Source organism: Robinsoniella sp. KNHs210 (assembly GCF_000686105.1).
GTDB lineage: Bacteria > Bacillota > Clostridia > Lachnospirales > Lachnospiraceae > Robinsoniella > Robinsoniella peoriensis.
Map to the genome: position 1 here is coordinate 2,580,730 of NZ_JMLZ01000002.1, position 24,762 is coordinate 2,605,491.

36 protein-coding genes and 3 tRNA genes are annotated in these 24,762 nt (G+C 39.5%); 5 read left to right on the forward strand and 34 right to left on the reverse strand.

The window, feature by feature from the left end; genetic code table 11:
- Positions 1–6: 6 nt before the first annotated feature.
- From CD03_RS0118330 to CD03_RS34030, 26 genes are all read right to left on the reverse strand, one after another.
- On the reverse strand, positions 7–486 hold the full coding sequence (locus tag CD03_RS0118330; protein ID WP_027294879.1) for a DUF7448 domain-containing protein: 480 nt from the start codon (positions 484–486) through the stop codon (positions 7–9).
- A gap of 34 nt (positions 487–520) precedes the next feature.
- Positions 521–1,024, reverse strand: a complete 504-nt coding sequence (locus CD03_RS38620) for a hypothetical protein (RefSeq protein ID WP_242849122.1) — start codon at positions 1,022–1,024, stop codon at positions 521–523.
- Between the two features lie 403 nt (positions 1,025–1,427).
- Positions 1,428–1,622: a hypothetical protein gene (locus CD03_RS0118340; protein WP_027294881.1), complete on the reverse strand. Its 195-nt coding sequence runs from the start codon at positions 1,620–1,622 to the stop codon at positions 1,428–1,430.
- A gap of 56 nt (positions 1,623–1,678) precedes the next feature.
- Positions 1,679–2,236: an HNH endonuclease signature motif containing protein gene (locus tag CD03_RS0118345; RefSeq protein ID WP_027294882.1), complete on the reverse strand. Its 558-nt coding sequence runs from the start codon at positions 2,234–2,236 to the stop codon at positions 1,679–1,681.
- Positions 2,233–2,481 (reverse strand): hypothetical protein, encoded by a 249-nt coding sequence (locus tag CD03_RS0118350; RefSeq protein ID WP_330377265.1) that lies wholly within the window; start codon positions 2,479–2,481, stop codon positions 2,233–2,235. Before CD03_RS0118350 ends, CD03_RS0118345 begins: the two co-directional genes overlap by 4 nt.
- A 55-nt stretch (positions 2,482–2,536) precedes the next feature.
- Positions 2,537–2,686: a hypothetical protein gene (locus CD03_RS37950; RefSeq protein ID WP_156042946.1), complete on the reverse strand. Its 150-nt coding sequence runs from the start codon at positions 2,684–2,686 to the stop codon at positions 2,537–2,539.
- 11 nt (positions 2,687–2,697) lie between these two features.
- Positions 2,698–2,919 (reverse strand): hypothetical protein, encoded by a 222-nt coding sequence (locus tag CD03_RS0118360; RefSeq protein WP_027294884.1) that lies wholly within the window; start codon positions 2,917–2,919, stop codon positions 2,698–2,700.
- Between the two features lie 16 nt (positions 2,920–2,935).
- Complete coding sequence (locus tag CD03_RS37955; protein WP_156042948.1) at positions 2,936–3,109, reverse strand: hypothetical protein; 174 nt, start codon at positions 3,107–3,109, stop codon at positions 2,936–2,938.
- Positions 3,106–4,848, reverse strand: coding sequence for a hypothetical protein (locus CD03_RS0118370; protein ID WP_242849123.1), 1,743 nt, complete (start codon positions 4,846–4,848; stop codon positions 3,106–3,108). Before CD03_RS0118370 ends, CD03_RS37955 begins: the two co-directional genes overlap by 4 nt.
- A gap of 27 nt (positions 4,849–4,875) precedes the next feature.
- Positions 4,876–5,325: a hypothetical protein gene (locus tag CD03_RS0118375; RefSeq protein WP_027294886.1), complete on the reverse strand. Its 450-nt coding sequence runs from the start codon at positions 5,323–5,325 to the stop codon at positions 4,876–4,878.
- Between the two features lie 31 nt (positions 5,326–5,356).
- Complete coding sequence (locus CD03_RS0118380) at positions 5,357–5,827, reverse strand: hypothetical protein (RefSeq protein ID WP_027294887.1); 471 nt, start codon at positions 5,825–5,827, stop codon at positions 5,357–5,359.
- A 16-nt stretch (positions 5,828–5,843) separates the two neighbouring features.
- On the reverse strand, positions 5,844–6,881 hold the full coding sequence (locus tag CD03_RS36780; RefSeq protein ID WP_063837251.1) for an AAA family ATPase: 1,038 nt from the start codon (positions 6,879–6,881) through the stop codon (positions 5,844–5,846).
- On the reverse strand, positions 6,881–7,087 hold the full coding sequence (locus CD03_RS0118390; RefSeq protein ID WP_027294888.1) for a hypothetical protein: 207 nt from the start codon (positions 7,085–7,087) through the stop codon (positions 6,881–6,883). Before CD03_RS0118390 ends, CD03_RS36780 begins: the two co-directional genes overlap by 1 nt.
- Positions 7,084–7,365 (reverse strand): hypothetical protein, encoded by a 282-nt coding sequence (locus CD03_RS0118395; protein ID WP_027294889.1) that lies wholly within the window; start codon positions 7,363–7,365, stop codon positions 7,084–7,086. Before CD03_RS0118395 ends, CD03_RS0118390 begins: the two co-directional genes overlap by 4 nt.
- Positions 7,362–7,949 carry an HD family phosphohydrolase gene (locus CD03_RS0118400; RefSeq protein ID WP_156042949.1) on the reverse strand — a complete coding sequence of 196 codons (588 nt, stop codon included), beginning with the start codon at positions 7,947–7,949 and terminating at the stop codon, positions 7,362–7,364. Before CD03_RS0118400 ends, CD03_RS0118395 begins: the two co-directional genes overlap by 4 nt.
- On the reverse strand, positions 7,936–8,493 hold the full coding sequence (locus tag CD03_RS34010; RefSeq protein ID WP_044289484.1) for a hypothetical protein: 558 nt from the start codon (positions 8,491–8,493) through the stop codon (positions 7,936–7,938). The genes CD03_RS0118400 and CD03_RS34010 overlap by 14 nt, the downstream gene beginning before the upstream one ends.
- A 15-nt stretch (positions 8,494–8,508) precedes the next feature.
- Positions 8,509–8,838 carry a hypothetical protein gene (locus CD03_RS34015; RefSeq protein WP_044289485.1) on the reverse strand — a complete coding sequence of 110 codons (330 nt, stop codon included), beginning with the start codon at positions 8,836–8,838 and terminating at the stop codon, positions 8,509–8,511.
- Positions 8,816–9,121: a helix-turn-helix domain-containing protein gene (locus CD03_RS34020; protein ID WP_044289486.1), complete on the reverse strand. Its 306-nt coding sequence runs from the start codon at positions 9,119–9,121 to the stop codon at positions 8,816–8,818. Before CD03_RS34020 ends, CD03_RS34015 begins: the two co-directional genes overlap by 23 nt.
- Positions 9,118–10,323, reverse strand: coding sequence for an SNF2-related protein (locus CD03_RS0118420; protein ID WP_330377266.1), 1,206 nt, complete (start codon positions 10,321–10,323; stop codon positions 9,118–9,120). Before CD03_RS0118420 ends, CD03_RS34020 begins: the two co-directional genes overlap by 4 nt.
- Positions 10,324–10,490: 167 nt before the next feature.
- Positions 10,491–10,676: a hypothetical protein gene (locus tag CD03_RS0118425; RefSeq protein ID WP_027294892.1), complete on the reverse strand. Its 186-nt coding sequence runs from the start codon at positions 10,674–10,676 to the stop codon at positions 10,491–10,493.
- Positions 10,676–10,870, reverse strand: coding sequence for a hypothetical protein (locus CD03_RS0118430; RefSeq protein WP_027294893.1), 195 nt, complete (start codon positions 10,868–10,870; stop codon positions 10,676–10,678). The genes CD03_RS0118425 and CD03_RS0118430 overlap by 1 nt, the downstream gene beginning before the upstream one ends.
- A 135-nt stretch (positions 10,871–11,005) precedes the next feature.
- Positions 11,006–11,248 carry a hypothetical protein gene (locus CD03_RS0118435; RefSeq protein WP_027294894.1) on the reverse strand — a complete coding sequence of 81 codons (243 nt, stop codon included), beginning with the start codon at positions 11,246–11,248 and terminating at the stop codon, positions 11,006–11,008.
- A 3-nt stretch (positions 11,249–11,251) separates the two neighbouring features.
- Positions 11,252–11,470 carry a hypothetical protein gene (locus CD03_RS0118440; protein ID WP_027294895.1) on the reverse strand — a complete coding sequence of 73 codons (219 nt, stop codon included), beginning with the start codon at positions 11,468–11,470 and terminating at the stop codon, positions 11,252–11,254.
- On the reverse strand, positions 11,470–12,174 hold the full coding sequence (locus tag CD03_RS37280; protein ID WP_081820285.1) for a BRO family protein: 705 nt from the start codon (positions 12,172–12,174) through the stop codon (positions 11,470–11,472). The genes CD03_RS0118440 and CD03_RS37280 overlap by 1 nt, the downstream gene beginning before the upstream one ends.
- A 404-nt stretch (positions 12,175–12,578) precedes the next feature.
- Positions 12,579–12,713, reverse strand: coding sequence for a hypothetical protein (locus CD03_RS38945; protein WP_255348099.1), 135 nt, complete (start codon positions 12,711–12,713; stop codon positions 12,579–12,581).
- 2 nt (positions 12,714–12,715) lie between these two features.
- Positions 12,716–13,021 (reverse strand): helix-turn-helix domain-containing protein, encoded by a 306-nt coding sequence (locus CD03_RS34030; RefSeq protein WP_044289487.1) that lies wholly within the window; start codon positions 13,019–13,021, stop codon positions 12,716–12,718.
- Between the two features lie 256 nt (positions 13,022–13,277).
- On the opposite strand from CD03_RS34030, the gene CD03_RS0118465 reads away from it, so the two are divergent.
- The 5 genes from CD03_RS0118465 to CD03_RS0118480 all read left to right on the forward strand — a co-directional run bounded on the left by CD03_RS0118465 (position 13,278) and on the right by CD03_RS0118480 (position 16,634).
- Positions 13,278–13,676: a helix-turn-helix domain-containing protein gene (locus tag CD03_RS0118465; protein ID WP_027294897.1), complete on the forward strand. Its 399-nt coding sequence runs from the start codon at positions 13,278–13,280 to the stop codon at positions 13,674–13,676.
- A gap of 19 nt (positions 13,677–13,695) precedes the next feature.
- Positions 13,696–14,139, forward strand: a complete 444-nt coding sequence (locus CD03_RS0118470; RefSeq protein ID WP_044289488.1) for an ImmA/IrrE family metallo-endopeptidase — start codon at positions 13,696–13,698, stop codon at positions 14,137–14,139.
- 4 nt (positions 14,140–14,143) lie between these two features.
- Positions 14,144–14,437, forward strand: coding sequence for a DUF4428 domain-containing protein (locus CD03_RS37285; protein ID WP_044289489.1), 294 nt, complete (start codon positions 14,144–14,146; stop codon positions 14,435–14,437).
- Entirely contained in the window at positions 14,427–14,900 is a 474-nt protein-coding gene (locus CD03_RS37290) for an SHOCT domain-containing protein (RefSeq protein ID WP_052377864.1), read from the forward strand. The genes CD03_RS37285 and CD03_RS37290 overlap by 11 nt, the downstream gene beginning before the upstream one ends.
- Positions 14,901–15,326: 426 nt before the next feature.
- Positions 15,327–16,634: a tyrosine-type recombinase/integrase gene (locus CD03_RS0118480; protein ID WP_027294899.1), complete on the forward strand. Its 1,308-nt coding sequence runs from the start codon at positions 15,327–15,329 to the stop codon at positions 16,632–16,634.
- 86 nt (positions 16,635–16,720) lie between these two features.
- Here CD03_RS0118480 and CD03_RS0118485 read toward each other — a convergent pair.
- The 8 genes from CD03_RS0118485 to CD03_RS0118530 form a co-directional block, all read right to left on the reverse strand.
- A tRNA-Gly gene (locus CD03_RS0118485) sits at positions 16,721–16,793 on the reverse strand.
- Between the two features lie 20 nt (positions 16,794–16,813).
- Positions 16,814–16,884 (reverse strand) — tRNA-Gly (locus CD03_RS0118490).
- Positions 16,885–16,917: 33 nt separating this feature from the next.
- Positions 16,918–16,990: transfer RNA gene (locus CD03_RS0118495), tRNA-Phe, on the reverse strand.
- Positions 16,991–17,155: 165 nt separating this feature from the next.
- Positions 17,156–19,390, reverse strand: coding sequence for a polyphosphate kinase 1 (gene ppk1 / locus CD03_RS0118500; protein WP_330377269.1), 2,235 nt, complete (start codon positions 19,388–19,390; stop codon positions 17,156–17,158).
- Positions 19,391–19,445: 55 nt separating this feature from the next.
- Positions 19,446–20,111, reverse strand: a complete 666-nt coding sequence (locus CD03_RS0118505) for an HD domain-containing protein (protein WP_027294901.1) — start codon at positions 20,109–20,111, stop codon at positions 19,446–19,448.
- 380 nt (positions 20,112–20,491) lie between these two features.
- A complete protein-coding gene (locus CD03_RS0118520; RefSeq protein WP_027294903.1) occupies positions 20,492–22,561 on the reverse strand; it encodes a beta-galactosidase in 2,070 nt (689 codons plus the stop codon).
- Positions 22,562–22,680: 119 nt separating this feature from the next.
- Positions 22,681–23,886, reverse strand: a complete 1,206-nt coding sequence (locus CD03_RS0118525; protein WP_027294904.1) for a helix-turn-helix domain-containing protein — start codon at positions 23,884–23,886, stop codon at positions 22,681–22,683.
- Between the two features lie 36 nt (positions 23,887–23,922).
- The gene (locus CD03_RS0118530; RefSeq protein WP_027294905.1) at positions 23,923–24,684 is read right to left on the reverse strand and encodes an N-acetyltransferase; all 762 of its coding nucleotides are present in this window, start codon (positions 24,682–24,684) and stop codon (positions 23,923–23,925) included.
- Between the last annotated feature and the right edge of the window lie 78 nt (positions 24,685–24,762).

The window sequence follows — 24,762 nt, forward strand, 5'->3', positions numbered from 1 at the left end:
AATTTTTTATAGTGTATCTTGCAGTAACATCTCTGTATCCTTGGCAAATATAATTCCGTGCCCATAATATCCGTTATGTTCGTTATATACTGCAAATTGCAATACATCGCCATCTGTAAACACAAAATCTACAAATTGTATACCGCCCTCTTCATATCCATATGCGCCATTTTCTTCTGCTTTTTCTTTATTTAGAGCTGTATCTGTAAGATTAACCTCTTTTAACTCTTTTCCTATATATTGACTAAAATCATCTTCACTTGCAAAATATCCCCAGTTTTCACAACAGCATTGACCATTATCAATCAATATATTAAACTCATGTTCTTGTGTAGTTATTTTATATCCATCGTATTCACCAAATTCACGAAGCGCGTTAAGTATCTGCGTCATACCAAGTCGACTACCATTGCGCCCTTCGATCTGTCCTATGTTCCCTAATCTGGCATTATTTATTTCTTTAATTGTTTTTACAATTCCTAACATATCGCCGCCTCCACTAAATTTCAAATTTGGTTAATTAAAATCCGTTCCATATTTTTTCATCTCCGTACATAAAGTACTCTGCATCTTCGCACTCTTCCGGAACTAACTCTGCAATCCGTTTCCGTGATCGCGATATATATAGTTTACTTTTAATCTTAGTATTTGGTTGTTCCCGTTCCAACATATTGTCAAATTCAATCAGATCGTTATACTGATCTGAATCGTTTTTCTTTATATATTGGAAAAAATAGTTCCTGTGAAACGGGCAAAAGGTACATGCACTTGCCTTTGTTTCCAATCCCCATACATCCCGAACGTAAGCATAATTATCTTTACGTTCTACCCCCATTTCTACCAGTGGGAAACAGTTTACAAACATCTTATGCGGGTTTTCACTGCATCTGTGCTGTTCCTCTTTAGAAAAACCCAGGTGCATTTCATGGGCTTTAAGATCTTCCGCTTTTGCCCGCTGTCCTTTCCGATATCCGAGTATTTCCCAACGAACAAATTTTTGTATAAGGTTGATTTTATAATCCATCGTACAGTTACGCATCATTTTGCCTTTTCTCCCGTCCTCTCCAATAGTCCAGAAAGGAATTGACACTACCCTGGTATTACCAAAATTATTTAGATAATCCTGATATAGTGGAGATTCTATTATTTCAAATCTAATTCCCGCAACTTGGCAAGCTGCCCTGATAAAATCCACCTGATGTAATACCCAGGGCGGTTCCTTCCCCAGATCGCAAAATACTATGAGATCATAGATAGGTACCAACGGGTGTTTTCCTGGATCTTTAACATTTTCGCAAGCCATCAAGGCTAATGCTGTACTTTGCATTCCTGCGCCGCAACTTAATATCTTCATTCTTTAATGGAGTAAAACGCATTTTATTGGTCGACCAAACCTCTTACTCCTTTCGATTTTTAGTTGTTAAATTCTAATAATTTAAATACATACGCATATTTAATTTGATAACTAACTCCTCTAAATCTTTCTTAGTGGATCTCGCAATTTGCAATTCTTCATTTAGTTTATAAATCTCTTGCTTTAATTTCTCATTTTCTGCCGCTATTTCTGCATCACATATACGTAGAATGGAACGCGGAAATTTTTCTTTACATTCTTCTGACATACTCTTTAACCTCCTAACTTTCATTTCTATGGTTTTAAGTTTCTTTCTCTCGAATTTCAATTCCTGTTTTTCTTCTTAATACTCTCTATCGCATCTTCGATTTCAGCTATCCTTATGGCGGTCAACATATATTCCCGATTCGGCTTTATTACTCTATATTTATTAAGTCGAAAATGTACTCCCCGACTTACTGCATAAAGATTTTCAATATCTGAGTTCAGTGTATTGCCGTCCAAAAATATAATTATCTTCCCATCCGGGAGTGATCCGTAATGCTTTTCCCATACTAACAGGCTTTTCTTCTTCCAAACATTCGGCTCTTCCACCTTTACCATTTCATATGTGTACCGTTCCCCGTTTTTTCGTTTCCCAAACTGTGACATAATAACCGATCCAACTGGCACATGGCGCGTAGCCACTCCGGGTTGAAACCTTCCAGTCTTACCACTGTATGGAATCTTCCGATACTTCATAGCATCTCTTACCTGACGAGGTAGTACATAATCTCTATCCTTAAAACGAGCATTAAATGCATCTGCAATTTCGTTGTACGATTTCCCTGGCGAAATTTCCTTTAGAAAAGCTATCTCGTCATCCTTGTATTCTCTTCTCAATCATTTCTCGCCTCCAAAAAAGCCGGAACACGTGCTTCTGTTGCGGAAATCACATCACTTTTAAACTGCTCCGCCCTCAATGCCAAAGAACCATTTGCAATAATTTGCGATGCTACACAGGTGATTGCCTTAGCCCTTTCTATTTCCTTGTCCAGTTCATCACCTTTCAAATCCTCATCGTTCAAGCGTTCCATTTCAGCAAACAAGTGATTATTCAGATCCGTCAGTGTATTCTTTATTGCCATAACCTTAACCTCCTACCTAATAATCATCATTCAATTTTTATCAGTTGACCATATTTTAATATTTCTGTCCAAATAATGCCTTAGTTACTGCGATTTTAAGTTCATGATCTGTTCTGACATTATGTGCCTTGCATTTATTCTTACAATAATTCTTTCTACGACACATATTACAATTACCACTTTCTTTCCATTGTTCGTTACTCATGTTATCCTCCATTACCCTGATTTTTTAGACACTGTTATATAAGACTTTCCATTGCGGCGCATGGCGCGAACTTCCCACTTCTCTACCCGTTCTGCATTTTTAAAGTTTCTTTCAAGTGCCCTTTCCCGAACTGCTCCCATCCCTCCATATAGTAAATTGAGACTCGGTGAAGCAATTCCCAGAATTCTATCTATAAAATTATTGTAATATATCCCTCTTCTGTCCTTGTACATACCTGCATCACCTCCATTATTCTAACTTTGCCAGGGCTTCATATTGTGCCCGTGGGATCGGCGGGTTATATTCTTCCCGCTTAAGTATATCTATTGCCGTTTCTACTGCTTTGATATACTCTACTTCCGGTACACCAAATACAATTGTTTCCGCCCTCATTAAGATCAAAGCCGCTTCATTATTTGTCATTGTTTCACCCCCAACGCCCCGAACTGGCACAGCCTTTCATTCGCCAGATTTATATACCATTGTTTATCAAGTTTCCGCGGCACACGCAAGCCTTTAATATCATCGTTGTTTATAAAACAATGATCTGCGGTACCTCCAAACTTTGCCGGGTTACAACCATCCCGGCATTTATAAATCTTACCGTCATCCGCTCTCTTAGAAGCAAACACCCGGTAACACTTGTAAGTATATTTTTTGCCATTATGCTGAACGTGCTCATACTTATAAGAAAGTTTAACCAGTTTTTGGAACTGGATTAACTCGTCACATTTCATTATCGTATCTTCTACCGGGATACCATTTACCATGTAATTCACCAGGGCTTCATTTACGACTGGCAGGTCATTATCAATCGGGCTTAATTCCTTTACATATGCCCCGATTCTTTCAAGTCCTCCGTTTTCATCTACCCACAGGTAGTTGTTTACATCCTTCTGGTAAATCTCCCGGATGACGTCCAGACCTAATCCCATTCCGGTTCTTTGTTCCCACTCGAAACAAATATCATCGATCATGTCGAATGCCTGATCTGTGTCAGGTATTTCAATAATAAGCCCATCTGTATTACTCTGTATGAGCGTACAATGCCCCTCTAAGCGTTCTAACAAATCTAACAGCATTAATTGTCCATTGACGCACATAAGGTTGTTATTTCGCGGATCAAAAAGTTTATTATACTTATCTTTCATAGCGCCGGATGCAGCATTAAGAACTTTTTTGTATGGTGCCTGCTCTTTCTTTTTCCCCTGTCGCTTAAGTGCCACACGCTGATTGTATATTTCTTCATATTTACCGGGGTTTTTACTTGCCCGGCTCATTAATTTATAAAGAATTAACAGGGATGGATAGTAACTTGTTACGTCTACATGCAGCAGCAGACCTTGGGCATGATACTTCTTTCTTGCCCCATGTAACCCGCCCCACCCGAATGTATGTGGTACGCCGCAAACTTCTACGATTAACTGATTTTTTTTACCGTCCTTATCCTTATAAGCTTGGTTCTTAGGGTCCAGGAACCAGTCAGCGACAAATTTATATTTGTCAAGCCGGATCGTATCCAACATAAACAAATCCCATTCATCCGTCCATTTGCAATAGTTACATTCCAGTATTTCCGCGGTGATCTGTGCTTCCGTCTTATCCAGGAATGTAAGCGGTAACTTAAAAGTGTTTATAAGCGCCATCTGGCTGTTAAACTCTTCCTTACGGTGCAGAAATACTTCCATTGTCTGCCCAACATCATGTGTGCAGTATTTAATTGTCTGCGCAATCTCTTCTTTCGTAAGCTTCCGGTCTATGTCAAACGGCACATCTGTTTCTTTAATGTCATTCCCCATAAATCCCTCCATGGTCTTTAAACCGATAGGTGGATTTGGGATAACATCGTAATTTCTAAGCGGGATCTTTCTAAGTGCACTACTAAACGCCCAACCTTTTTGCTCTTCTACAATAATAAAATCATTTATTTCTTTGGGATTAAATCCGCAAAGAATTGCTTGCAGAATATATTTGTCATAATTCCGGCTGTTGTACCCCACCCATATGCGTTTTTTATACCGATCATATATTTTCTGTAGCTTATCCGGATCATTGACCACTACATGCACTTCATGCTCCCAGGTATCCGCTATAACGACAAGCCAGTCATACTTAAACACCTCAAAATCATATACGACCATGGTACCCTCCTTAAAATTCATGCAGGGTGTTACCCCTGCACATTTTATTTAAATTTGGTACGCATCTTTGATAGTTACGTTATTGAATGCCTCCGGGTCATAGTCAATCTCATACTCCATATTTTTCATTATATCTTCCGCAATTTCTTCTATGAGATCTGCAAAATCGTTGTAACCCTGAAAAATGATTGGCTCCACCTCTGAGTCCAGTTTTTTCAAAAATCCTACGACCGAATTAATCATGTTCGCGTCATTTTTAGTACCATAAACTACACGGTTTACGAAAATACATTGTTTCTTATGATCACCTTCCTGGATTCTTGCCATTGCTCTGAACATCGGCTTACCTGCTTTAGATTCTCCTAACTCCATTTTTTCAAACCGGACAATATATGTCCCTTTCTCCAACTCGGTATTACCGCCGTTTTTCTCAGCTTCTTCTATCTCTTTTTGCATCTTTTCAATATCAATCTCTTTGTCATATTTGCTAAAATCCATGTTCTTATCCTCCTATTTTTCAATTGATTTATTAGTCTGCTATGTTAAAAATGATACCTAAAATATTCGGTTCATCCGGTTCACTGATGGAATCAACTACCATCAGTGCGGTACTTCCGAGCATTACATCATCTCGGTTAGGAAGTTCACATTCCACACTTTGTGTGAAGTCCCGCTTTTCAATAAGACTAAATGATTTATTGCTTATGTTAACTCTGTATTTGCCATCAAGTGCAAAAACACGGCGTACCTCGGATGTCTTAGAGTCCGCATCCGGTAAATAAGCCTCTTCCAATTTCACCGGGTGCATATCGTCCGGATCGGAAAATACAATGTCATTGAACCATGTGGGAGCAGCAAATTCTTTGCTACTACATACACTTCCTGTAGTTTCCGGAATCTTCAAAGCGCATCCCAGACCGCACAACCACTTCCCGCCCTCTTCGTCCTTATAAATAAAACCTTCACTTCCAATTGCCTTTACAAAATTATTAAATTTCATCCTTTTTATCCTCCTTCTACTCTGCTCTGCGACGTCTACGACGTGGTGTCGTTTCTTCTTCTGCTTCTGGCTCCTGATCTGCACCGCGTCTCTTTCGGGTGCGTGGCGGTGTTTCTGTCTTCGGGTCTTCTACTTTGTTATAGTCCACCTCTTCGGCGTCTCCCGCTTCTTCTAATCCGGAATTAACAACCTTTTCGGTATTTTCCGCCTGAACCTCTTCCCGGGATCTACGACTGCGGCGCTTTGGTTCTTCCTTCGCCTTGTCAAATGCTTCTTTTGCTCCGCTGTATTCTTCTTCCGGTTCTTTCCTGGAAGTTTTTTCTTTAACCGCTTCATCTTCCGTCTTTCTTCCTCTGCGACGTTTTCCATCTGCTGCGGGCTTTTCAATTTCCGGTTTTGCAGCCTGCTTATCTGCTTCTGCGATTTCATCGTCAGATACATATTTCCCTAACTCATAATAATTCCTAATCTTGTTATCGACATATTTTAAATCATTGTCAATAGCATAAGTTGGAAACATACCGAACGGTGATTTTACCGTATCATGACCGTTATTCTGGGTTACGAAAGTGAATTGACCATCGGAAACATTCGTCTTAAGAACGATGGTGCAAAGACCTTCCACATTGATTTTTTCATCCAACATTTTACCCATTGTTTTGAATTTCTCTGTCCCGTTTGCGTCCAGTTCAATGTGCCCCAACAAATACACAATTTTTTCGTCCGGCAGATCTTTGATGACATTTAATAACTTCCAGAAATTTTGTGCCATTTCTGTGAATTTATCATATCCCTTTTCTGTAGCCCTGCGCATGAACTCATTCCCCATGAGATATTGTGCGTCATCGACGACAATTGATTGTTTTTTCGTATCTTTTATGAAGTTCTTTGCCTTGTTATAGTCATCACTGGATAACACATCATCAAATCTGCCTTTAAACGGCAGCGGCTTTCCTGCTACGTTTACCAGGGCAATATCATCCCCTTTAAAATTTCTCATGCTCGCACTTTTTCCTGTACCGGAAACACCTAAAATTAATACACTTACACCCATTATTTTTTCAACTCCTTCTCTTCTTCAAAAAATAAATTAAAACCTTCTCGAATCATTTCCAATATACCACCTACGGCTCTGTCATTAAGTTCATAAACGCCCGTGTATAAGGCGCTACTGTCACTTATCACAACGCATCTAACCTTATTACCTCTGGCTAAATGATTTATTACATCACCCGATTCAATTTGCTTCCACTTACTCATTTTTTAATCTCCTTTTCTATAATCGTCACAGTTCCTTCCATAATTCCCATTGTGGAATTTTCCTGAAAGGTGTGCGTCTCCGGCAGTTCATCATCCCGCATAGGGCGGCAGAGGTACCATAAATCAGAATCTTTCCAGGTTATTTCTTCCAACTTCACACCCGGTTCCAATTCAATTGTCATGCTTCCGCCATAGCTTTTTGTCATCGTCTGTTCACAGCCGGAAACCGTTAATAATACGGCAGTTAATAAACCTAAAATCAATACTTTTTTCTTCAATCTTTTTCCTCCTTTTCTGTCACCCGGGACGCCCACATATCCGCCCAATGAATGATCATATACAATGGTGTTTCTTTCCCGGATATCTCATATTTGAAACACCCGTACAAGCCGTTGTGATACAAAATAGCCGCCTGTTCCTCTTCGGTTAGGTCAATGAACATTGTGGCAATTGCCACGCTCCTGACCTCATGTGGGACGCTTATGAGTGCCTTATTTACTTCATACGGCTTGTCGGTTGACGGTTTGCCGCTCTTTAAAATATTTGGCACATATCCCGGTTTCCCAAACTGTCCGCATTTCCCTAAATCGTGTAACAAGGCAGAAATTACAATAGAATCCTGCAATTCTTTTGTCAGATTTTTACCGCCGACCAGTGGAACACTGATCTTCTGTGCGGCATGTAACACATTAAGGCTGTGCTCCGCAAGACCTCCCTCACATGCCAGATGGTGTGCTCCGGAACATGGAGAAGAGAAAAATTTAATATCATACTCCATATAATCAAGTAAATCTCCTATACCTTCACGCCCTGTTTTAATCAGAGATTCCTTTATTTCTTTGATCATCTTATCGTTTAACATCCGCGATTACCTCCACTTCATGACCTAATTGTTTTTGGATCTCTGCTATAGTCATTTTCTTCGGCTCTTTCCTCTCCCATATAGGATCGTTAACAGTTTTTACTTCTTCAAATGTGTCAACTTTCGGGAACACCGTCATTACATCTAAATCGGTATCTCCGGGAAATCGCATGTCTGCATTGTGGTTCCCGTAATTTCCGCCCACAAACTTTGTGTAAAAATTTCCGTCTGAGCACATCACATGAATTTCTTTCTGGTCTCTAAATACCAGATACCGGTCTCCATTTCTGGTTTCCACAACCATACGCGTCTCTAAATCATCCAACGTAAAGTCTGCTATTCCGGAAAACATTTCTTCTGTCCATGGACACCAGTTGTCAGTTTCCACTGTTTCGTATCTACCGATGCATGTGATACCTTTTATCGTTACACATTTCCCCCGTAGAGCAGCCATTTCTTTTGTAACTGCACCCGTCGGGAATCTCGAATCATCCCATTCTAAATCTTCGATTACTCTGACTTTATCCCCTACTTTATATTTCATCTTAAAATCCTCCTGTTATTTTAAAATTTCCGGTATATTCCGGTTAAATTTTTCCTGTTTTAGATCTTCAACAAATTTTTGAAATTGATTATATCCACTGGGATACAATGCGAACGCAAAACCTCCCGCATTCCGGATCTGTTTAATGTTATATTTCTGTATTTCTGACACAACACCTTCCTGGGCTTTTACTTCTATTCCCACAAAATACCCACCGACGCAAGCTAAAATATCCGGTATACCTGCTTTTGTGAACGGGGCACCCGCCCAATATTTTATAAACCATGCACCCTGTGATTTTAAAAACTTTTTAATCTTATTTTCATAATTCTTTTCTTGCGCCATTTGTGGAAATCCTCCTGTCAATTTCTTCTAATAAGTCTTTAGTCGGGATATTCGGCAGGGTTTTAACATACGGCTGCTTACTGTCTGTTAATGCCAGTAAATAATCCGTTGTTACCCCATAATGAGACGCCAATTGGGCTACTTGCCACGCATTCGGGATAAACCTCCCCATCTCATACCCGGCATAAGTGTTCCGGGTTACGTCCAACATATCCGCAATATCTTCCTGCGTAAGTCCCTTTTCTTCCCGTAATTCCTTTAAACGTCTAGTCAAATCATTCATTTGTCATCCTCCTTTTCATAAAGCGCCATTGTGTAATCCACTCCCTTAGAGAGTGCCTTATAAATTTTCTCCTCCACACTCCGGCTGCATATTAAATAATAATAGAAGCAAGTGTTCCTCTGTCCGATCCTGTGGGTACGCTTCTTGCTCTGCATAAACAACTCACACCATTGTGTAAGGGTAAAATAAATGATCTTATTTGCTTTCTGCAAATTAAGTCCCATAGCCCCCGCTTGATACTGTATAAAGGTCACAGAGTCGTCATATTTCTCATATGAAGACAGGTCTTTTTTCTTACCATTTACCACAGAAATATGTTTCGTATACTCCCGGGTTATCTTTACCAGGGCATCAAGTTCTGCATCAAAGTTGTAGAACACAATTAATCTGTCCCTGGTAGACTCTAATAAATCCCGGTATGCTTGCAGTTTTTCCTTACTGTAATGACCACACAACATACGCTCATACAGCATTTTTGTGAGACTGGTGTCACCTACCAGATCTGTGCCGTCCACATTTATATAAGAATTGACCTGGAAAGTCTTATATTCTTTGGACATCGGGACGTTGACCGTCTGCTCTATCTGTTCCGGTAGGTCAAAGACGTCGTCTGTTTTCATAAACACTGCGCCATGGTCCGCCAGATTTCGTTTAAGTTGATCCACATTTTTGTATCCGACAACCTTTTTTATCGGAAATCCACAGCCGTAATCCATATCTATGGTTTTAATGTAGGTATTCCAGAAAGCATCTTTTGATATCTCCCATCCCAACAATTTGATCTGTGAATACAGTTTTTCGTACTTGCCGGATGTTGGGGTACCACTTAGCAAAATAACATTCTCAGGTTGCAACCTAAGGATAAATTTTGACCGTTTAGCCTGTTCATTTTGTATCATGGAACTTTCATCAAGCATCAGTGTAAAATTGCTTAATTTGGCTAATGACGGACGTCTGAACGCTAATTCGTAGTTAATTACTCCTATATTCATTTTTTCTCCTGGGGGGCGCTTCGTTACTACTTCCCAGTTGTCAAATTGCCGGGGATTTGTTAGATCCCAAACGTTCATACAGGAAGAATAGCAATCCTGAAAATGCTTAATCCAGTCATCCACTTTAGATTTCTGACAAATGACAAGGTTGACGTCTGAATCCAATTGCCACATTTTTTCAGATCCTACAAAGGTTTTCCCGAGTCCCATTACATATCAAGATAATATGCTACACGATTTCTTTTTTCTGTTTCACTTAACGCCTGTCGCTGATGATCGTATAGATTTATCTCTGTCATTTACATCACCTCACTTGAAATATTGGAACATAAATGTTACAATACTTTTGTTAGTTGTTCCCCTTTCTAAGTTGCCGCTTAGATGGGGGTTTTTAAATATACGACGTCCATATCCTTACTGTAAACCGCATGGAATACATCCCCGTTGCTGTCTGTTATAACGGCTTCTCTTCCGTCCATTTCAACGTTTAGCTTTGCCGTGTTAAACATTGTTCCCAAATGATCTAAAATGCGTCTTTCTGCTAAAGTAAATGCTAATTTCATTATTTTTCCTCCACTATCCCCAGGCAGTCAAACAACTTCCCCATGTTTATTAGGGCTTTTGTGCCTGTATATATTACATCCGGTATCTCCTGCTTTTTAAGCATGTTTCTAATAGCAGTTTCCGAGACGCCATATTGTTTCGTATATACTGCGGCTTTCTTCGGCGGCAGTAATTGGCTCCTTATCGTACCCATTTTTATTCCTCCTTTTTCGAAAATCTTTCTGCAATATCGTTTATTCTCCAGTCGTTTGGTGTACGACTCCTAAACATACAGCCGGGACAGGTGAGTCTATCATCGTTTATAGGACACGTATCACAGGATTTACCATTACAGAATTTCTGAATCCGTTTCAAACTTTTGATAATCTTTTTTTTCTTCATACTTTAATCTCCTTTTCAATTTTGATTTTATATAATCCGCAAAGCATAACCATGCAGTATATATCCCTAATATTGCACATACTGCCTGCATATTACTTAAACTCACATCCGGCAGTAACAAAAATGTGATAATTGTCAATAGTAACGCTTCCACCCAGTAGATGTCACCGCGTCTGATTAATTCTTGCATTATTTACCACCTTCCCCTAGGTTCTGACAAATGAATTTCTCCATTTTCGTCAAGCGCTAAAACCATTGTTAATTTTGTTTCGATGTTATAAAGATCCATTACAACATAATCTGTTCCGTCATCGCTCATACCTTCTGCGATACGTGTTATGAGGTACCCTACTAGTGAGTTTAGATCTTCCTTGGATAAACTTCTTTCAGATGCGACAATACTTTCTTCCATTATTTTCTCCTTCTTGATTCCCTGCTGAAATGACCTTCTTGCAGGTTCAGCGCATCCGTTATTTTCTTCCGAGCAACTTCTCCCGGTCTGATAAATCCATTTCGATAGCCGGATATCTGGCTTCTACCTAAACCACTACGTTCTGATAATTCCGATGTAGACATATGGATACGATCCAAATAACTTGAAAATCCTATAGCGTCCCACGGTTTTGTATAGCCGCTACTCGATGTTTTATTTTCGGATGATTCACCGTCATTAATGTCCGGTACGATATGTCTTAAAATGTTAACCACATATCGTCGTGAGCTTGGAATGTTCCCCATGATCCGGGCGGCTTCTAAATAAATGTTTTTATCTTCTTCCTGATTCCCCATTGTGTAACCGCCCGTCTTTCTTATAGAAGGAAGAACTTCACTTGTTACCCAGTGTTTGAACTTCTTCGCTTCCGGCAGCTTACTACCAAATATCAAAGCATACATTCCGGACTCGTTAATTATTGTTAAATTTTGCTTTCCTCCAGGGGTGACCATTTCGTTCACCCCTCTATCTTCGGTGTCAACATGATCCCTAACTGCCTTTTGTGGATTTGAATACCCCAGTGCTTCTGCTACATCTTTACCGACTAACCATGGCTCGCCGTCAATCTCAACTGTTCGTATCTGCCCGAACTCAGCATTTTCAAAAATCTTAATTTCGTTCATATCTTTGATTCCTCCTTTTTTCTATGATATAATTGAATTATTAAAGTGTAAGGGCGGTGTTTATTTTGACATTCCAGTGTAAGAAAATATTAAAACGTATAAGAAAATTATCAAATAATGAACCGATTAAATTACATTACCAGAATGGTTTAATTCGTGTGCACAATGATTTATCCAGGGTCTGTGATTGTTCTGATTTAAAAGTTGAAATGATTACTATCCTTAAAGAATTATGCCGTACCGAATACCTTGAATTTGGGAATCATGGTATTTTCACCTTGACACATTTAGGAATACATCCTTATCAGTACACCTGGGATAAAATGAAATCTTTTTTATTCAAATCCTTCTTCGTTCCGGTTGTAGTAGCCTTTTTCACTTCATTAATCACTTTTTGGATCTCTTTACAGTTTCCCGGTTAATGCCAGTGTGGTTAAAATGGCGGTCAGCATACTGAAAACTATAGTAAATAAGTAATGTAGTACCGCCCTGTCAAACTTTTTTATCTTCTTTTCTAATTCTTTATCGCGCTCATTCATCCCTACACCTCCACTTCGTCATGTTCGATCAATGACATATAGCATTTGATCAAAGATTTTTGTTTATCTGAGTATTCATCTAACTTGTAAGCCAAATTCCTACTCTCCTTCGACGGAATCTTTAACTCCGATACCAGGAAATCAATACTTACACCGAAGTATTCCGCCACCTCTTTCACTTTTTCAAGTGATGGATTTTTTGATTCCCAATTTCGGATCGTTCCATTTCCAAAGTGAAGATTACGTTCTAATTCGGCAATTGTGATACGTTCGCTATTACATAACTCTACAATTCTTTTAAAAAGCACATTTTTCACCTCTTTTCACTAGAAAATTTATAATATAGTATTGACAAACACTAGAAAATAATCTATTATATATGCATAAAGGTAACAGCAAATTATCATGTACCATAGCAGCAAGTTTCGCACACTTGTTTGCTTTAGTAGATTTTTTTCATGTGTTCTTTGGTATAAACACATATTACATGATTTTTTTCTAGTTGTCAATACCTTTTGCATGATTTTTTTCATGTATTTTATTTTTTTTGAAAGGGGTACTGAAATGACTCTAGTAGATAGGATTAGAACACTAGCAAATCAGCGTGATATGAGTCTCCCCAATTTAGAAAGTGAACTGGGGTTAGGGAACGGAACTATTAGCCGATGGAAAAACTCATCACCTAATACGGATAAGCTTTCTAAGGTGGCTGATTATTTTGACGTATCGGTTGACTACTTACTCGGGCGTGAATTAACGGCTAAGGATGAGAAGGACATTGCGAAAGATTTAAGTAATATAATGGGTAAAATAAGATCCGGTGAAGATGGACCATTGAGATATAATGGTGCTGAAATAGATCCTGACTCATTAGATTTGTTACAAGACGCCATAGAAATGAGCCTTCGGCATCTAAAAGTAAAAAATAAGGAAATATACGATCCGTACAAAAACAAAAGATAAAAAAGTAGGTGGGGATAAATTGAAAAAAGACATAAAATGTCTAACAGCCTTCTTTATAAGAAAATACGGGACTAATAACCCTTTTGAGATTGCCAGGTCATTAGGTATTGAGGTTTTCAAAGTTCCTTTAGGTGAAATCAGCGGATATTACAAATATCAAAAAAAGCATAAATGTATCTTTATAAATTCTGAATTAGAAGATATGTATTTTATGCGGTTGGTTATGGCGCATGAACTGGGGCACGCAATTATGCACTCAAAAGAGAACTGCTACTTCTTAGAACATCATACACTAATGCTCACCAACAAAAATGAAGTAGAAGCAAATCGTTTTGCCGTAAATTTATTAATATCAGATGACGAACTGTCAGATTATAAAGAATTCACTGTCGATCAAATATCAAGAATCACGGGCTATGGGATGAAATTAATAGAATTAAGAATGAAAGATTATGGGAGATAATATTATGGGATTATTAGGTAAAAAAGAAGCATGCGGCATATGTGGCGGTAAAACAGGCTTACTTAGCATAAACGTGAATGACGGCAAAATATGTCGTGACTGTACTAAAAGTATTGGCGGAACTTTTGGGATTAACATTAACTCATTTGATGATTTTCATCAATATAGAGAAAGTCTCAAAGACAATGAAATTCTTCTTAATACTTTTACGATCACTAATAAAGAAGATCCTTATATTTTTATAGATACTAAAAATAAACTTTTCAAAATCGGCAAAAAAAAACGCTGTGAACAGTAATAAGGTATTTCATTTTAATGAATTAATTGATTATGAATATGTAGAAGACGGAGAAACCATTACAAAGGGCGGGATCGGCTCCGCTGTTGTTGGGGGCGCATTGTTTGGCGCTGTTGGGGCTATAGTAGGTGGAACAACGGGAAAAAAGAAAACTAAGCCGGTTGTCACTGATATGCATATTCGTATCTCATTAAACAACAAATGGATTTCGAACATGACTATAGAACTTTTGTCCAGTGAAACAAAAAAATCCAGTATGACCTATGGTCTGATGAAAAGTTCATCTGAACGAATCATATCACTATTAGATTTAATAGTAAGGCAATCTGAAAATGTTACTGATCCGGTGCAAAACACTTCGTCGGTAGCAGATGAAATATTAAAATTCAAAAATCTTTTAGATATTGGCGCTATTACATTGGAAGAATTTGAAGCAAAAAAGAAGCAATTACTTAATCTTTAACTAATTTACTACACTTTACCACGCAATTACCACGGGTTTACTACGCTTACTTTCCAGTGTTTATGAGGGTTACCACGAGTACTACAGGTTTTCTCAACATCTTTTATGTTTTTAACTATAAAAAATTTTTTATATTATTATATAATAAGAAATTTATATATATATTAATAACTGTGTGACGTTAAAGTGCTAAAGAATGTAGTAACCATGCGGGTTTGAGAGTGATTTTTACTTAAATTTACGATTACAAATGACTACAGAAAACAAAAACTGCCCGGTATTGGAGTACCGAACAGTTTTAGATAACCTATCAACCAAAATGGATGTAGATTAATTTAAATTAGTCACTTAGATTATAACATACATCCTTAAAATTTCATAGGGTGTATTTTTTATACCCTTTTTTAAGAGAAAGGATGATATTTAATGGCAAGCGTAAGAAAAAGAGGTAACACATATCAGATCACCGTCAGCAATGGCTATGACTGTGCCGGGAAAAAAATTATTGAAACTACTACTTACAGGATGGACATGTCGCTGACTCCTAAAAAGCAAGAAAAGGCACTGGACGTATTTGTGATGGAGTTTGAGCAAAAAGTAAAATCCGGCAAATATTATGACGGTGAAAAAATTACATTTAAAGACTTTTCCGAAAAGTGGTGGGAAGACTATGCAAAACAAAAATTAGAGCTGACTACACAGGAAGTTTATGAGGATCGTTTAAAACGTCATATCCTCCCTGCTATCGGTCATCTTAAAATGGCAAAGATTACACCTATGACATTACAGACCTTTTATAATAAGCTGTTTAAAGACGGTAGTAGATCCGACGGAAAACCCGGCGGCTTGAGCCTGGGAAGTGTACAAAAAATAAACACTGTAATAAGTTCTGTATTAAGTACTGCCGTAAGATGGGGTGTTATAGACTCCAATCCCTGCCGCAAAGTTACCGTGTCGCAGCCGGCGCAAGATAAAGTAGTGGACAACAAAGTTAAACACTTCAATGCGGAACAGGCTGAACGCTTCTTACAGGCGCTTGAAATGTCCTATACGAGTGTTTATAAGGCACACGGTAGAATCGATGATACAGGGCGAAAATACAACGTTAAGGACTATATGCAGAGCCATCAAATGTCCATGTCATTAAAAGTATTCTTTCAAATGGCATTGTTCGGCGGCTTCCGGCGCGGGGAATTAATAGCCCTTACCTGGGATGATATAGATTTTTCTAAAAACACTATTCACGTTCCAACCTCTTCCGCCATGGTAAAAGGGAAGATGATTACAAAAAAGCCAAAAACGAAAGACTCGGAAAGGGATGTGGTATTACCACTTCCGGTTATGGAATCCTTAAAGAAATGGAGAGCACAACAAAATATGCTAATTATTAAGATGGGGGAAATTTGGAACCGAGACGGGAATTTTGTATTTACAAGGTGGGACGGCAGGCAGATGAACCCCAGTACTCCTACACACGCATTTAAAAGCGTTGTGAGAAAGTACAATCTGACTGTGGATGATGAACATAAGCTTCCGGACATAAACCTGCACTGTCTGCGGCACACCACCGCTACACTGCTGATTAGTAAGAAAACCGACATAAGCACAGTATCCGCACTGTTAGGACATAAGCGCAAAAGTACCACAATGGATATTTACACACATGCTCTAAAAGAATCAAACTCTGTTGCATCGGATACCTTAGAAGATCTTTTATTAAAAAAATCCATGTAGTAGTCAAACAGTAGTCAAATAAAAAAATCACCCTGGTGTGGATGATCTTAAACATCAAAAAAGCCCGTATTTACGGGCAAAACAAAAGCGCGAGACGGGACTCGAACCCGCGGCCTCGACCTTGGCAAGGTCGCGCTCCACCAACTGAGCCACTCGCGCATAATCATCTTTCGATGAAAAGCGGGTGATGGGAATCGAACCCACGTATCTAGCTTGGAAGGCTAGTGTTCTACCATTGAACTACACCCGCATATGAAATTGTGTGTTGCTTTTGCTTTCGCAATGCCCAGAGCCGGAATCGAACCAGCGACACGAGGATTTTCAGTCCTCTGCTCTACCGACTGAGCTATCTGGGCTTAAAGACTGCTGTTCCTGTTGTTTGCTTTTCTGTATTTGTTCCGTTCAGCAACGTAGATAATTCTACAATGATTTCTAAGATTTGTCAATACTTAATTTGAATTTTTTTAATTTATTTCTAATGGAGGACCACAACACTTTTAATTTCGTGGTCCTCCGGCATTTTACTGCTTATTTGTATGCTGGTAAGCAACCTGATAAAACAGCTTCTGGGAATCCAGCGCTACTTCTGATGCTGCCACTTTCTGATAGGAACCATCTTCCATTTGCTCTCTTGCTTTTACATTATCATTTAGCATTGTAATAAACATTTCATGTATTCTCACTTTTAGATGGGTATCATAAATTGGTACTGCTACTTCCACTCTGCGCAGTGTATTCCTGGTCATAAAATCAGCTGATGCTATATATATTTTTGCTCTTTCCCTGTCACCAAAAATATAGATTCTGGAATGCTCCAGGTATCTGCCAACGATGCTGATTATCTTTATCTGATCTGTCTGCCCCGGAATACGGGAACGCAGGCAGCAGATTCCCCGTACAATCATCTCTATCTTTACTCCGGCCCTTGATGCCTCTATTAGTTTATCAATAATTTTCTTATCTGTAAGGGAATTTAATTTTAGCCCGATATATGCCTGTTCGTTATTTTTTGCTGCACGGATTTCTTCATCCATCATTTCCAGTACTTTGTTTTGCAGGCATTTGGGGGCTATCAGAAGATGTTCTGCTGATTCCACTACTTCTCCCATAGCTAGTGCCTGGAAGACACCGGCTGCCTCTATACCTATTCTGTTATCCGCAGTCATCAGGGATAAATCCGTATAGAGGCGGGCTGTCTTTTCATTATAGTTTCCAGTTCCCACCTGTGTAATATATTCAATCTGTCCTTCTCTTTTCCTGGTAATCAGACAAAGTTTGGAATGTACCTTTAGCCCGTCCACGCCATAGATGACATGGCATCCGGCCTCTTCCAGCCTTCTGGACCACTCTATGTTATTTTCCTCATCAAACCTGGCTTTTAACTCTACCAGGACATCTACCTGCTTACCGTTTTCCGCGGCTTCTACCAGGGCTCCAATGACTTCACTATGCTTAGCCAGGCGGTAAAGAGTCATTTTTATTGATACAACATAAGGGTCCTCCGCTGCCTGATTCAGCATCATAATAAATGGTCTGATGCTCTCGTATGGATAAGACAGTAACATGTCATGCTCCAGTATCTGATCGATGACCGGTCTTTTTTCATCTACAGCAGGTGATTTTTGAGGGATTCTTTTTTCAAAAAACAATTCGCTTTTCATTCTAAGCTGATCCTGAATCTGGAATACAAAAGAAAGATCTATTGGTGATTGGGACACAAATACCTGCTCTTTTTTTAATAACAGGTGTTCACACAGCTTAGCCGTCATCTTATGATCCAGCTCCCTGCTCAATTCCAGCCTTACGGGACAAAGTCTTCTTCTGAGTTTTACAACCTCCGCCATATGCTCCCGATAATCCAGATCTTCATCAAAGATACTATCTGCATCAATATCAGCATTTCTGGTTATCCGAATCAGAGACTTTGCACTCACCCGATATTTATTGAATACTTTTGGCAGAAAATGAAGAATTAATTCTTCTACCAGCAGGAAGCTTCCAGCTCTTCCCGGAATAGCCGTGAGTCTTCCGAATACTTCACTGCTGCAGGGAACAATACCAAATTTTTCACGGTCTGTTTTTGTTTCTAATACTGCTGCAGCATAGATCTCGTTATTTTTCAGAAATGGAAACGGCTGTTTTTTCCCTACCACCATGGTGGATAGAAGCGGCATAATCTCCTGTTCAAAGTAGCGCTCCAAATAATCAATTTCCCCGGTTGTCAGTTCTTTAACTTTGACCATTTGAATTTCTTCTTTTTCCAGAAGTAGCATTAATTCCTCATAAATCTGGTCTTTTGCTTTTCCCAACTCCCTGACCCGTTTGAAAATGGCCTCCATCTGCTCCTTACTGGTCATCTGCGTTTTATTTTCCCTGATTTCTTTTGATAAAAGCATCTGGTCATGTAGGGAACCTACCCTGACCATAAAAAATTCATCCAAATTGCTCTGAAAAATGGACAGAAAAGTAAGGCGCTCACAAGTGGGCACCTTTGGATCAGCAGCTTCTTCTAATACACGTTCATTAAATTTCAGCCAGGATAATTCCCGGTTTTCAAAGCAAGACATCTCATTTCCTTTCATATCTTTATCTTTTATGTCTTTATGTTTTTTATCTTTATCTTTCATGTCTTTATCTTTTATGTCTTTATCTTTCATATCTTTATCTTTCGTATCTTTATCTTTCACATCTCTATTATCTTTATCTTTCGTATCTTTATATTTCATATCTCTATCTTTCATGTCTTTATCTTTCATGTGGCTCACATCCTCATTTTCTTATCTCTTGTATATGACCTCTCACATTTGCTGTTTAACAGACTTTATGACCATTCGCTGTCAGCTTAAACTTCGACCCCAGCATTTCGGCTGCACGCTTGCACATCAGCATCCGCTGCAAAAAGATTTCAAAATAATCCATAATTGAACAAATACTTTCATCCAGTTCCACACTTAGCTGGATTGTCTTTGTCTCAGTCTGAATGGTCAGTTCTGAAGTAACTGCTGCATAGTTTACCCGGTCGTGTTTATCAAAACTTTCTTTCACTGCATTTCTCACACGGTTCCTTCTAACATCTGTCTTATCAGCCAATATGACAGCAGCTGATACTGCATCTACTGCCGTTCCTGTCTTCTCATCATGCTGCCCTATGGCACTGACAATCGTAGCTGCATCTTCCGGCGGAATATCGTACTGGCGAAGCAGTGTAAATGCCATAATTGCACCGCTGTGGGCATGGTCATTCCGATTGATACTGTTGCCGATATCATGCATATAACCGGCAATCTTAGCAAGTTCAATGTCCTTTTTGCTATAACCCAGTTCTTTTAAAATTCTTCCGGCGATCTGCGCTACCTTTACTGCATGACTCAGAGAATGCTCCGTATATCCCAGCACACCCAGATTGTCATTTCCCTTTTTTATATATGCTCTTATTTCTTCTGATTCCTTGATTTTCTTATAGGTAATCTGCTCCATATATCTCCTTTGTTAATAGTACAGTATTGCGTAAATAACTGCGGATACCTGATATCCGCACATGTTATCTGCAGGATCCTGCACCCATTTCACTGCAGCCGCTTCCAATATCTGCCGTTAACTGTGCTTTCGGGATAACACGCTGCACTATGTATCATAGCAGTACAGATTTTCTTTCTCTATCCGGGCTTGGTTAAGAATATGTAAAATATATGTAATGTTACTGATTCTTTTATTACTTAACATTATCTCCAGTTTTCTCTTCGGCAAACCATCAAATACCTGATAAGTTTGTATATTCTTAGCCTTCTGCCCTGCCTTAACGCAAAAAAATATGCTATGCATATTATCGCTGATAATAGCAAAGCATATTTTAGAATTTAGTCTTTGGAGCCCTCTTCTACAATTGCTGCCCCCCAGGGTTTCAGATTAATCATCTCTCCCGGTTCCACAGAATTATGATTTAACAATTCTACCCCCTTGGGATGACTGTATTCTACCGTTCTTTCTTCCGGTGAATAATTAAAATAATAACGGATTTCTTTTCCCTGCTGGTTTATCCCGCTTCGGATTATAATAGGAAATGCTACTTGTTGATCCGCTGTCCACAGGCCTGCATTTTGATACGTGTATTTAATAATATTTTTCAATACTTCCGCTGATGTCATACATCCAATATAAACTGCAGTCCCTTTTCCGTATCCATTAACCGTAACAGCTGCGTATTTATTCCATGCCGCATGCTCGTAAGATGCAAGCACTTTTGCGGTATCCGTTTTTAATAATTCCATAAACCCATTCACTTCCAGATTGGTTTGCTGATTTAATTTGTCTTCCGGCATTACGTTCTCCAGCATGTCATTATCCGGCATATTATTTTTCAACCGCACATTTTTCGGAAAGGTAAATTGACTGTAATTTACGCCCAGACATTTACTGAGAATCCCAGGCTGCTGTTCAGTGCGTACTTTTACGTTCTCATCTGTAAAACCGCTCTTAAACGTAGTGACCAGATGGCCGCCCTGGTCCACAAAGGAATTGATCCTCTCTAAAAGAACTGACGGTGCACTGTAAAGTGCCGGAACGATCAGTACCTGATACTGCTCCAGATTATCGGATTCCGGAAATATGAAGTCACACTCTATATTGCTTTGATGCAGTACATCATAGATCCAGCGAACCACATCATTATAATAAAGCTTTGGCGCCGTGGATGCTCCCATGTCAATCGGGAACCATTTCAGTGCTGTCAGGGATTCATTACTTACCAGTATTGCCGTCTTATTCCGCTTCTTTAAATTTACCAGCTTTGTCCCAATCCTTTTTAGCTCATTGCCTATAATTCCCGCTTCCTGATAGGTTGCATTTTCCTTAAAATCATGACTGAGCAACCCTTTCCAGTAAGTCTCCATTGAATTATGAATGGAGTGCCAATGCCAATACATCACTGCATTTGCACCGCTGGCGAGGTGGCTGTAAGCCTGGAGCCTCAGCTGCCCGGGATAGGGCACCCAGCATGGAAATCCCTGAGCTTCGGTCTCCAGCACCAGATAATTATCCTGTTTAAGAGATCTGGTAGAATCCCCGCCAAAAGCAATTTCTGCACCGGTCAGATCGTCCTGGGTAGGATGGTAAATATCGGTTCCTGCCACGCTCAGGCATTTCGCTGCCTGGTAATGATTTACATCGGGCTGTACCCCATAAGAATACCCTCTCCATTCAAAATCAAAGTTTTGTGTAACAAACTGATTTTCTCTTTTATACTCTGCAACAATTTGCGACTGCCATTCCAGAAATTCCACCACAAGAGACCTCTGGAATTTCTCAAACTCCGCTCCCAGGCTTCCATTAATTGTGCCTCTGACATCCGGAAAGTCTTCCCAGGCATTAATACGGTTGCTCCAATAATCCAGACCAAATGCCTGGTTCATAGCTTCCAGGTCATTGTGAAATTTATTTCTTAAATACTTTACAAACTTCTCCTGTACATTTTTTCCGGCAGTTCCATAATACTTGGTTTCATTGTCCAATTGATAGCCAATCACGCATTTGCGCTTTGCAGTACACTCCATCAGCTTACGGATAATACGTTCGGAATAAAAGAGATAGACCGGGTTGGTAATATCCATAATCTGTCGTGGTCCATACATTCCTTTACCTTTAACAGTAGTTGCCAGTACATCCGGATAAGCTTTTACCATCCAGGTCGGCACTGCATAGGTGGGGGTGCCAATGATTACAGATATGCCGGCTGCTTCCATAGCATCCATCACCCGCTCCACATGGGTAAAATCAAAAACGCCGTCCTGGGGTTCACAAGTACTCCAGGTAGATTCGGCAATCCTGACCACATTAATTCCCGCCTGCTTCATCATTTTAATATCCTGATCCAGCCGTTCCACGGGCATATACTCATCATAATAAGCCGCTCCATAAAGTATCTGATCCATAAAGAAAACCTCCTGTATAATATCATTTTCTGATATTTTACCAGACTGCATTTCCAATATATATCACAAATCTTGTATAAATACTATTAATCTTATATTTACATGCCTGAAATCTACTTTTACAAGCAAATGTCATTCCCCATAACTGCAAATCTCTTTCGATACTCCCCCGGAGTCATCCCGGTAACTTCCTTAAAAACCTTCCCGAAATGGCTTTGGGAATGAAATGCAAAGTAATACCCGATTTCTTTGGCTGAATAATCGGTATAACGCAGCAGATTTTCACTTAGTTGAATCCGATTCTGCATAATATAACGCTGCAGGGTGATTCCCTCCGTCCGGTGAAATAAATCCGAGAGGTAATCTGCATGAATTCCCAATTCCATTGCCATATCCTGCACACTGATTTTCACATGCATATTTTTAAAAATGTAATCTTTTGCACGTTCTACCAAAGGATTCATGTCTCCTTTTTGCTTCACTTCCCACACCTGGAAGGCAAAATTGTACTCTGCCTTTCGCATCAGGGCACCTATTTCCATTACGCTCCCCATATCTTCTATTTTCTGAATGTAACCATCAACCATGGTAAATGCAAGCTCCGGAAGTATGCCCCCCTCAATTGCAGCTCTGGATGCAAGTGTAATGACACAGATTGCCAGATTTTTTGCCTGTCGCAGCTCGCTTCTGGCAAGTTTGCCCACTTTGCCGGGATAAGTTTCCGACAGGCTCTTTTCCAGCATCTTGCAGTCTCCCTTTCGAATGCTGTCCATTTCCCGTACTTCCTGACTGTATGGGTTATGGGCAACTGCCCTCTCCTGCCGGTCAAATATTTCATCTGATATTTGTTTTGTGGAACCAGCCAGGCTTTCTTCTTTTAATCCATTCCTCTGCCAAAGCTCATAACGGGAAATTTCCTGATTATTTAATAATCCGTTTAACATTAAAATGCCCGCACCAAATGTCTCCATATCCACTTCACCCACACGATAAGCTTCTTCGTGATTCATTTTGTGCTTTCTTGCCAGGCTGCGGCTCACATCTCTTCCGGCACGGCCTGTGCAGACCGGTCCTGCCACGTAGGCATTATCACGGGAATCCCAGACGATTCCATATAAAATCTGACACGGCTCCTGAATAATTAAGGGTACGCCTGTCTGCTCTGTCTTCCGTAATTCCATCCGAAATGAGCTATCGCAGACCAGAGGATCCTCATGATCCTCCATGCCGCCATAGCTCATTATTATCATACCATTTTTATCCATAACACGAATCGGTGCATGTATCATAGTTACCAGCTGACTGCAGGTATATTCTACTGACATTCCTTTTCCTCCTGTGATGCAGCAGTTGCTCTGTTATTATAACATACCGTGGTCTTCTAAAAATTTCAAAAACTTTTTTTCACTCAGTATCTCGTTTGTGACAAATTTTCCCTCATGGAAAAAGCTGTATGTCGTAAATGGAGAGGGTGCATTTTGAGCCTGCTGTGTTGTTTCTATTTTACACAGTTTGACATCGGTACCGTGCTCTCTTGCTATTTTCTGAATGAAAGGTGCATATTTATCCGTATGAGGACATTGATTGGTATAGTAGAGCACCATGCCCTTTTCATCTGTCTCTCCTGCCTTTGCGCATTCCTTAAACCAGGGAACCGGTGCATTTTCTTTTAATGGTAAATATAAAAGCTCATAATACGGTGCTGCAGTATCGGCAGTCAAAAACCCTTTGTACTTTAAATACTTGGGGTCGGATAAAAAAGGCATTTTCTTCTTTGCTGATAATACCGTTACACCATTCATTTTCTTTTCCCGTGCTTCTTGGATACAGGATTCCAACAGTTGATCAGCATACCCCTGTCCTTTGAACTGACCGGATACCCAAAAGCAGTTAATATGCAGATAATTGGGAGCTTCCATCGGTAACCACGCTTTTTCAGCCGGAATATATTCTATAAAGACTTTTCCTCTTTCATTTAGTTTACGAAATACCAAACCATCTGCAAATCGTTCCTTCATCCATGCTTTCTTAGATGATACGCAGGTTTCCCCTTTTTTATCTGAAATTGCACAGCAGATATGCTCCTTATCAATATTTTCTATATTTACCGTTATTAATCCCATCGCCCTGTCTCCTTTACCTGATACATTTATTTGTGGTGTCTTATCGTTTTCTTGTTTTATAACTATAGTTTACGACAC

Coding starts and splice junctions, on each gene's coding strand:
- CD03_RS0118330 (WP_027294879.1), bottom strand. CDS start 486: ATGTTAGGAATTGTAAAAACAATTAAAGAAATAAATAATGCCAGATTA.
- CD03_RS38620 (WP_242849122.1), bottom strand. CDS start 1,024: ATGGATTATAAAATCAACCTTATACAAAAATTTGTTCGTTGGGAAATA.
- CD03_RS0118340 (WP_027294881.1), bottom strand. CDS start 1,622: ATGTCAGAAGAATGTAAAGAAAAATTTCCGCGTTCCATTCTACGTATA.
- CD03_RS0118350 (WP_330377265.1), bottom strand. CDS start 2,481: ATGGCAATAAAGAATACACTGACGGATCTGAATAATCACTTGTTTGCT.
- CD03_RS37950 (WP_156042946.1), bottom strand. CDS start 2,686: ATGAGTAACGAACAATGGAAAGAAAGTGGTAATTGTAATATGTGTCGT.
- CD03_RS0118360 (WP_027294884.1), bottom strand. CDS start 2,919: ATGTACAAGGACAGAAGAGGGATATATTACAATAATTTTATAGATAGA.
- CD03_RS37955 (WP_156042948.1), bottom strand. CDS start 3,109: ATGACAAATAATGAAGCGGCTTTGATCTTAATGAGGGCGGAAACAATT.
- CD03_RS0118370 (WP_242849123.1), bottom strand. CDS start 4,848: ATGAATTTTAAGGAGGGTACCATGGTCGTATATGATTTTGAGGTGTTT.
- CD03_RS0118375 (WP_027294886.1), bottom strand. CDS start 5,325: ATGGATTTTAGCAAATATGACAAAGAGATTGATATTGAAAAGATGCAA.
- CD03_RS0118380 (WP_027294887.1), bottom strand. CDS start 5,827: ATGAAATTTAATAATTTTGTAAAGGCAATTGGAAGTGAAGGTTTTATT.
- CD03_RS36780 (WP_063837251.1), bottom strand. CDS start 6,881: ATGGGTGTAAGTGTATTAATTTTAGGTGTTTCCGGTACAGGAAAAAGT.
- CD03_RS0118390 (WP_027294888.1), bottom strand. CDS start 7,087: ATGAGTAAGTGGAAGCAAATTGAATCGGGTGATGTAATAAATCATTTA.
- CD03_RS0118400 (WP_156042949.1), bottom strand. CDS start 7,949: ATGTTAAACGATAAGATGATCAAAGAAATAAAGGAATCTCTGATTAAA.
- CD03_RS34010 (WP_044289484.1), bottom strand. CDS start 8,493: ATGAAATATAAAGTAGGGGATAAAGTCAGAGTAATCGAAGATTTAGAA.
- CD03_RS34015 (WP_044289485.1), bottom strand. CDS start 8,838: ATGGCGCAAGAAAAGAATTATGAAAATAAGATTAAAAAGTTTTTAAAA.
- CD03_RS34020 (WP_044289486.1), bottom strand. CDS start 9,121: ATGAATGATTTGACTAGACGTTTAAAGGAATTACGGGAAGAAAAGGGA.
- CD03_RS0118420 (WP_330377266.1), bottom strand. CDS start 10,323: ATGGGACTCGGGAAAACCTTTGTAGGATCTGAAAAAATGTGGCAATTG.
- CD03_RS0118425 (WP_027294892.1), bottom strand. CDS start 10,676: ATGAAATTAGCATTTACTTTAGCAGAAAGACGCATTTTAGATCATTTG.
- CD03_RS0118430 (WP_027294893.1), bottom strand. CDS start 10,870: ATGGGTACGATAAGGAGCCAATTACTGCCGCCGAAGAAAGCCGCAGTA.
- CD03_RS0118435 (WP_027294894.1), bottom strand. CDS start 11,248: ATGCAAGAATTAATCAGACGCGGTGACATCTACTGGGTGGAAGCGTTA.
- CD03_RS0118440 (WP_027294895.1), bottom strand. CDS start 11,470: ATGGAAGAAAGTATTGTCGCATCTGAAAGAAGTTTATCCAAGGAAGAT.
- CD03_RS37280 (WP_081820285.1), bottom strand. CDS start 12,174: ATGAACGAAATTAAGATTTTTGAAAATGCTGAGTTCGGGCAGATACGA.
- CD03_RS38945 (WP_255348099.1), bottom strand. CDS start 12,713: ATGAATGAGCGCGATAAAGAATTAGAAAAGAAGATAAAAAAGTTTGAC.
- CD03_RS0118465 (WP_027294897.1), top strand. CDS start 13,278: ATGACTCTAGTAGATAGGATTAGAACACTAGCAAATCAGCGTGATATG.
- CD03_RS37285 (WP_044289489.1), top strand. CDS start 14,144: ATGGGATTATTAGGTAAAAAAGAAGCATGCGGCATATGTGGCGGTAAA.
- CD03_RS0118480 (WP_027294899.1), top strand. CDS start 15,327: ATGGCAAGCGTAAGAAAAAGAGGTAACACATATCAGATCACCGTCAGC.
- ppk1 (WP_330377269.1), bottom strand. CDS start 19,390: ATGAAAGATAAAGACATGAAAGATAGAGATATGAAATATAAAGATACG.
- CD03_RS0118505 (WP_027294901.1), bottom strand. CDS start 20,111: ATGGAGCAGATTACCTATAAGAAAATCAAGGAATCAGAAGAAATAAGA.
- CD03_RS0118520 (WP_027294903.1), bottom strand. CDS start 22,561: ATGGATCAGATACTTTATGGAGCGGCTTATTATGATGAGTATATGCCC.
- CD03_RS0118525 (WP_027294904.1), bottom strand. CDS start 23,886: ATGTCAGTAGAATATACCTGCAGTCAGCTGGTAACTATGATACATGCA.
- CD03_RS0118530 (WP_027294905.1), bottom strand. CDS start 24,684: ATGGGATTAATAACGGTAAATATAGAAAATATTGATAAGGAGCATATC.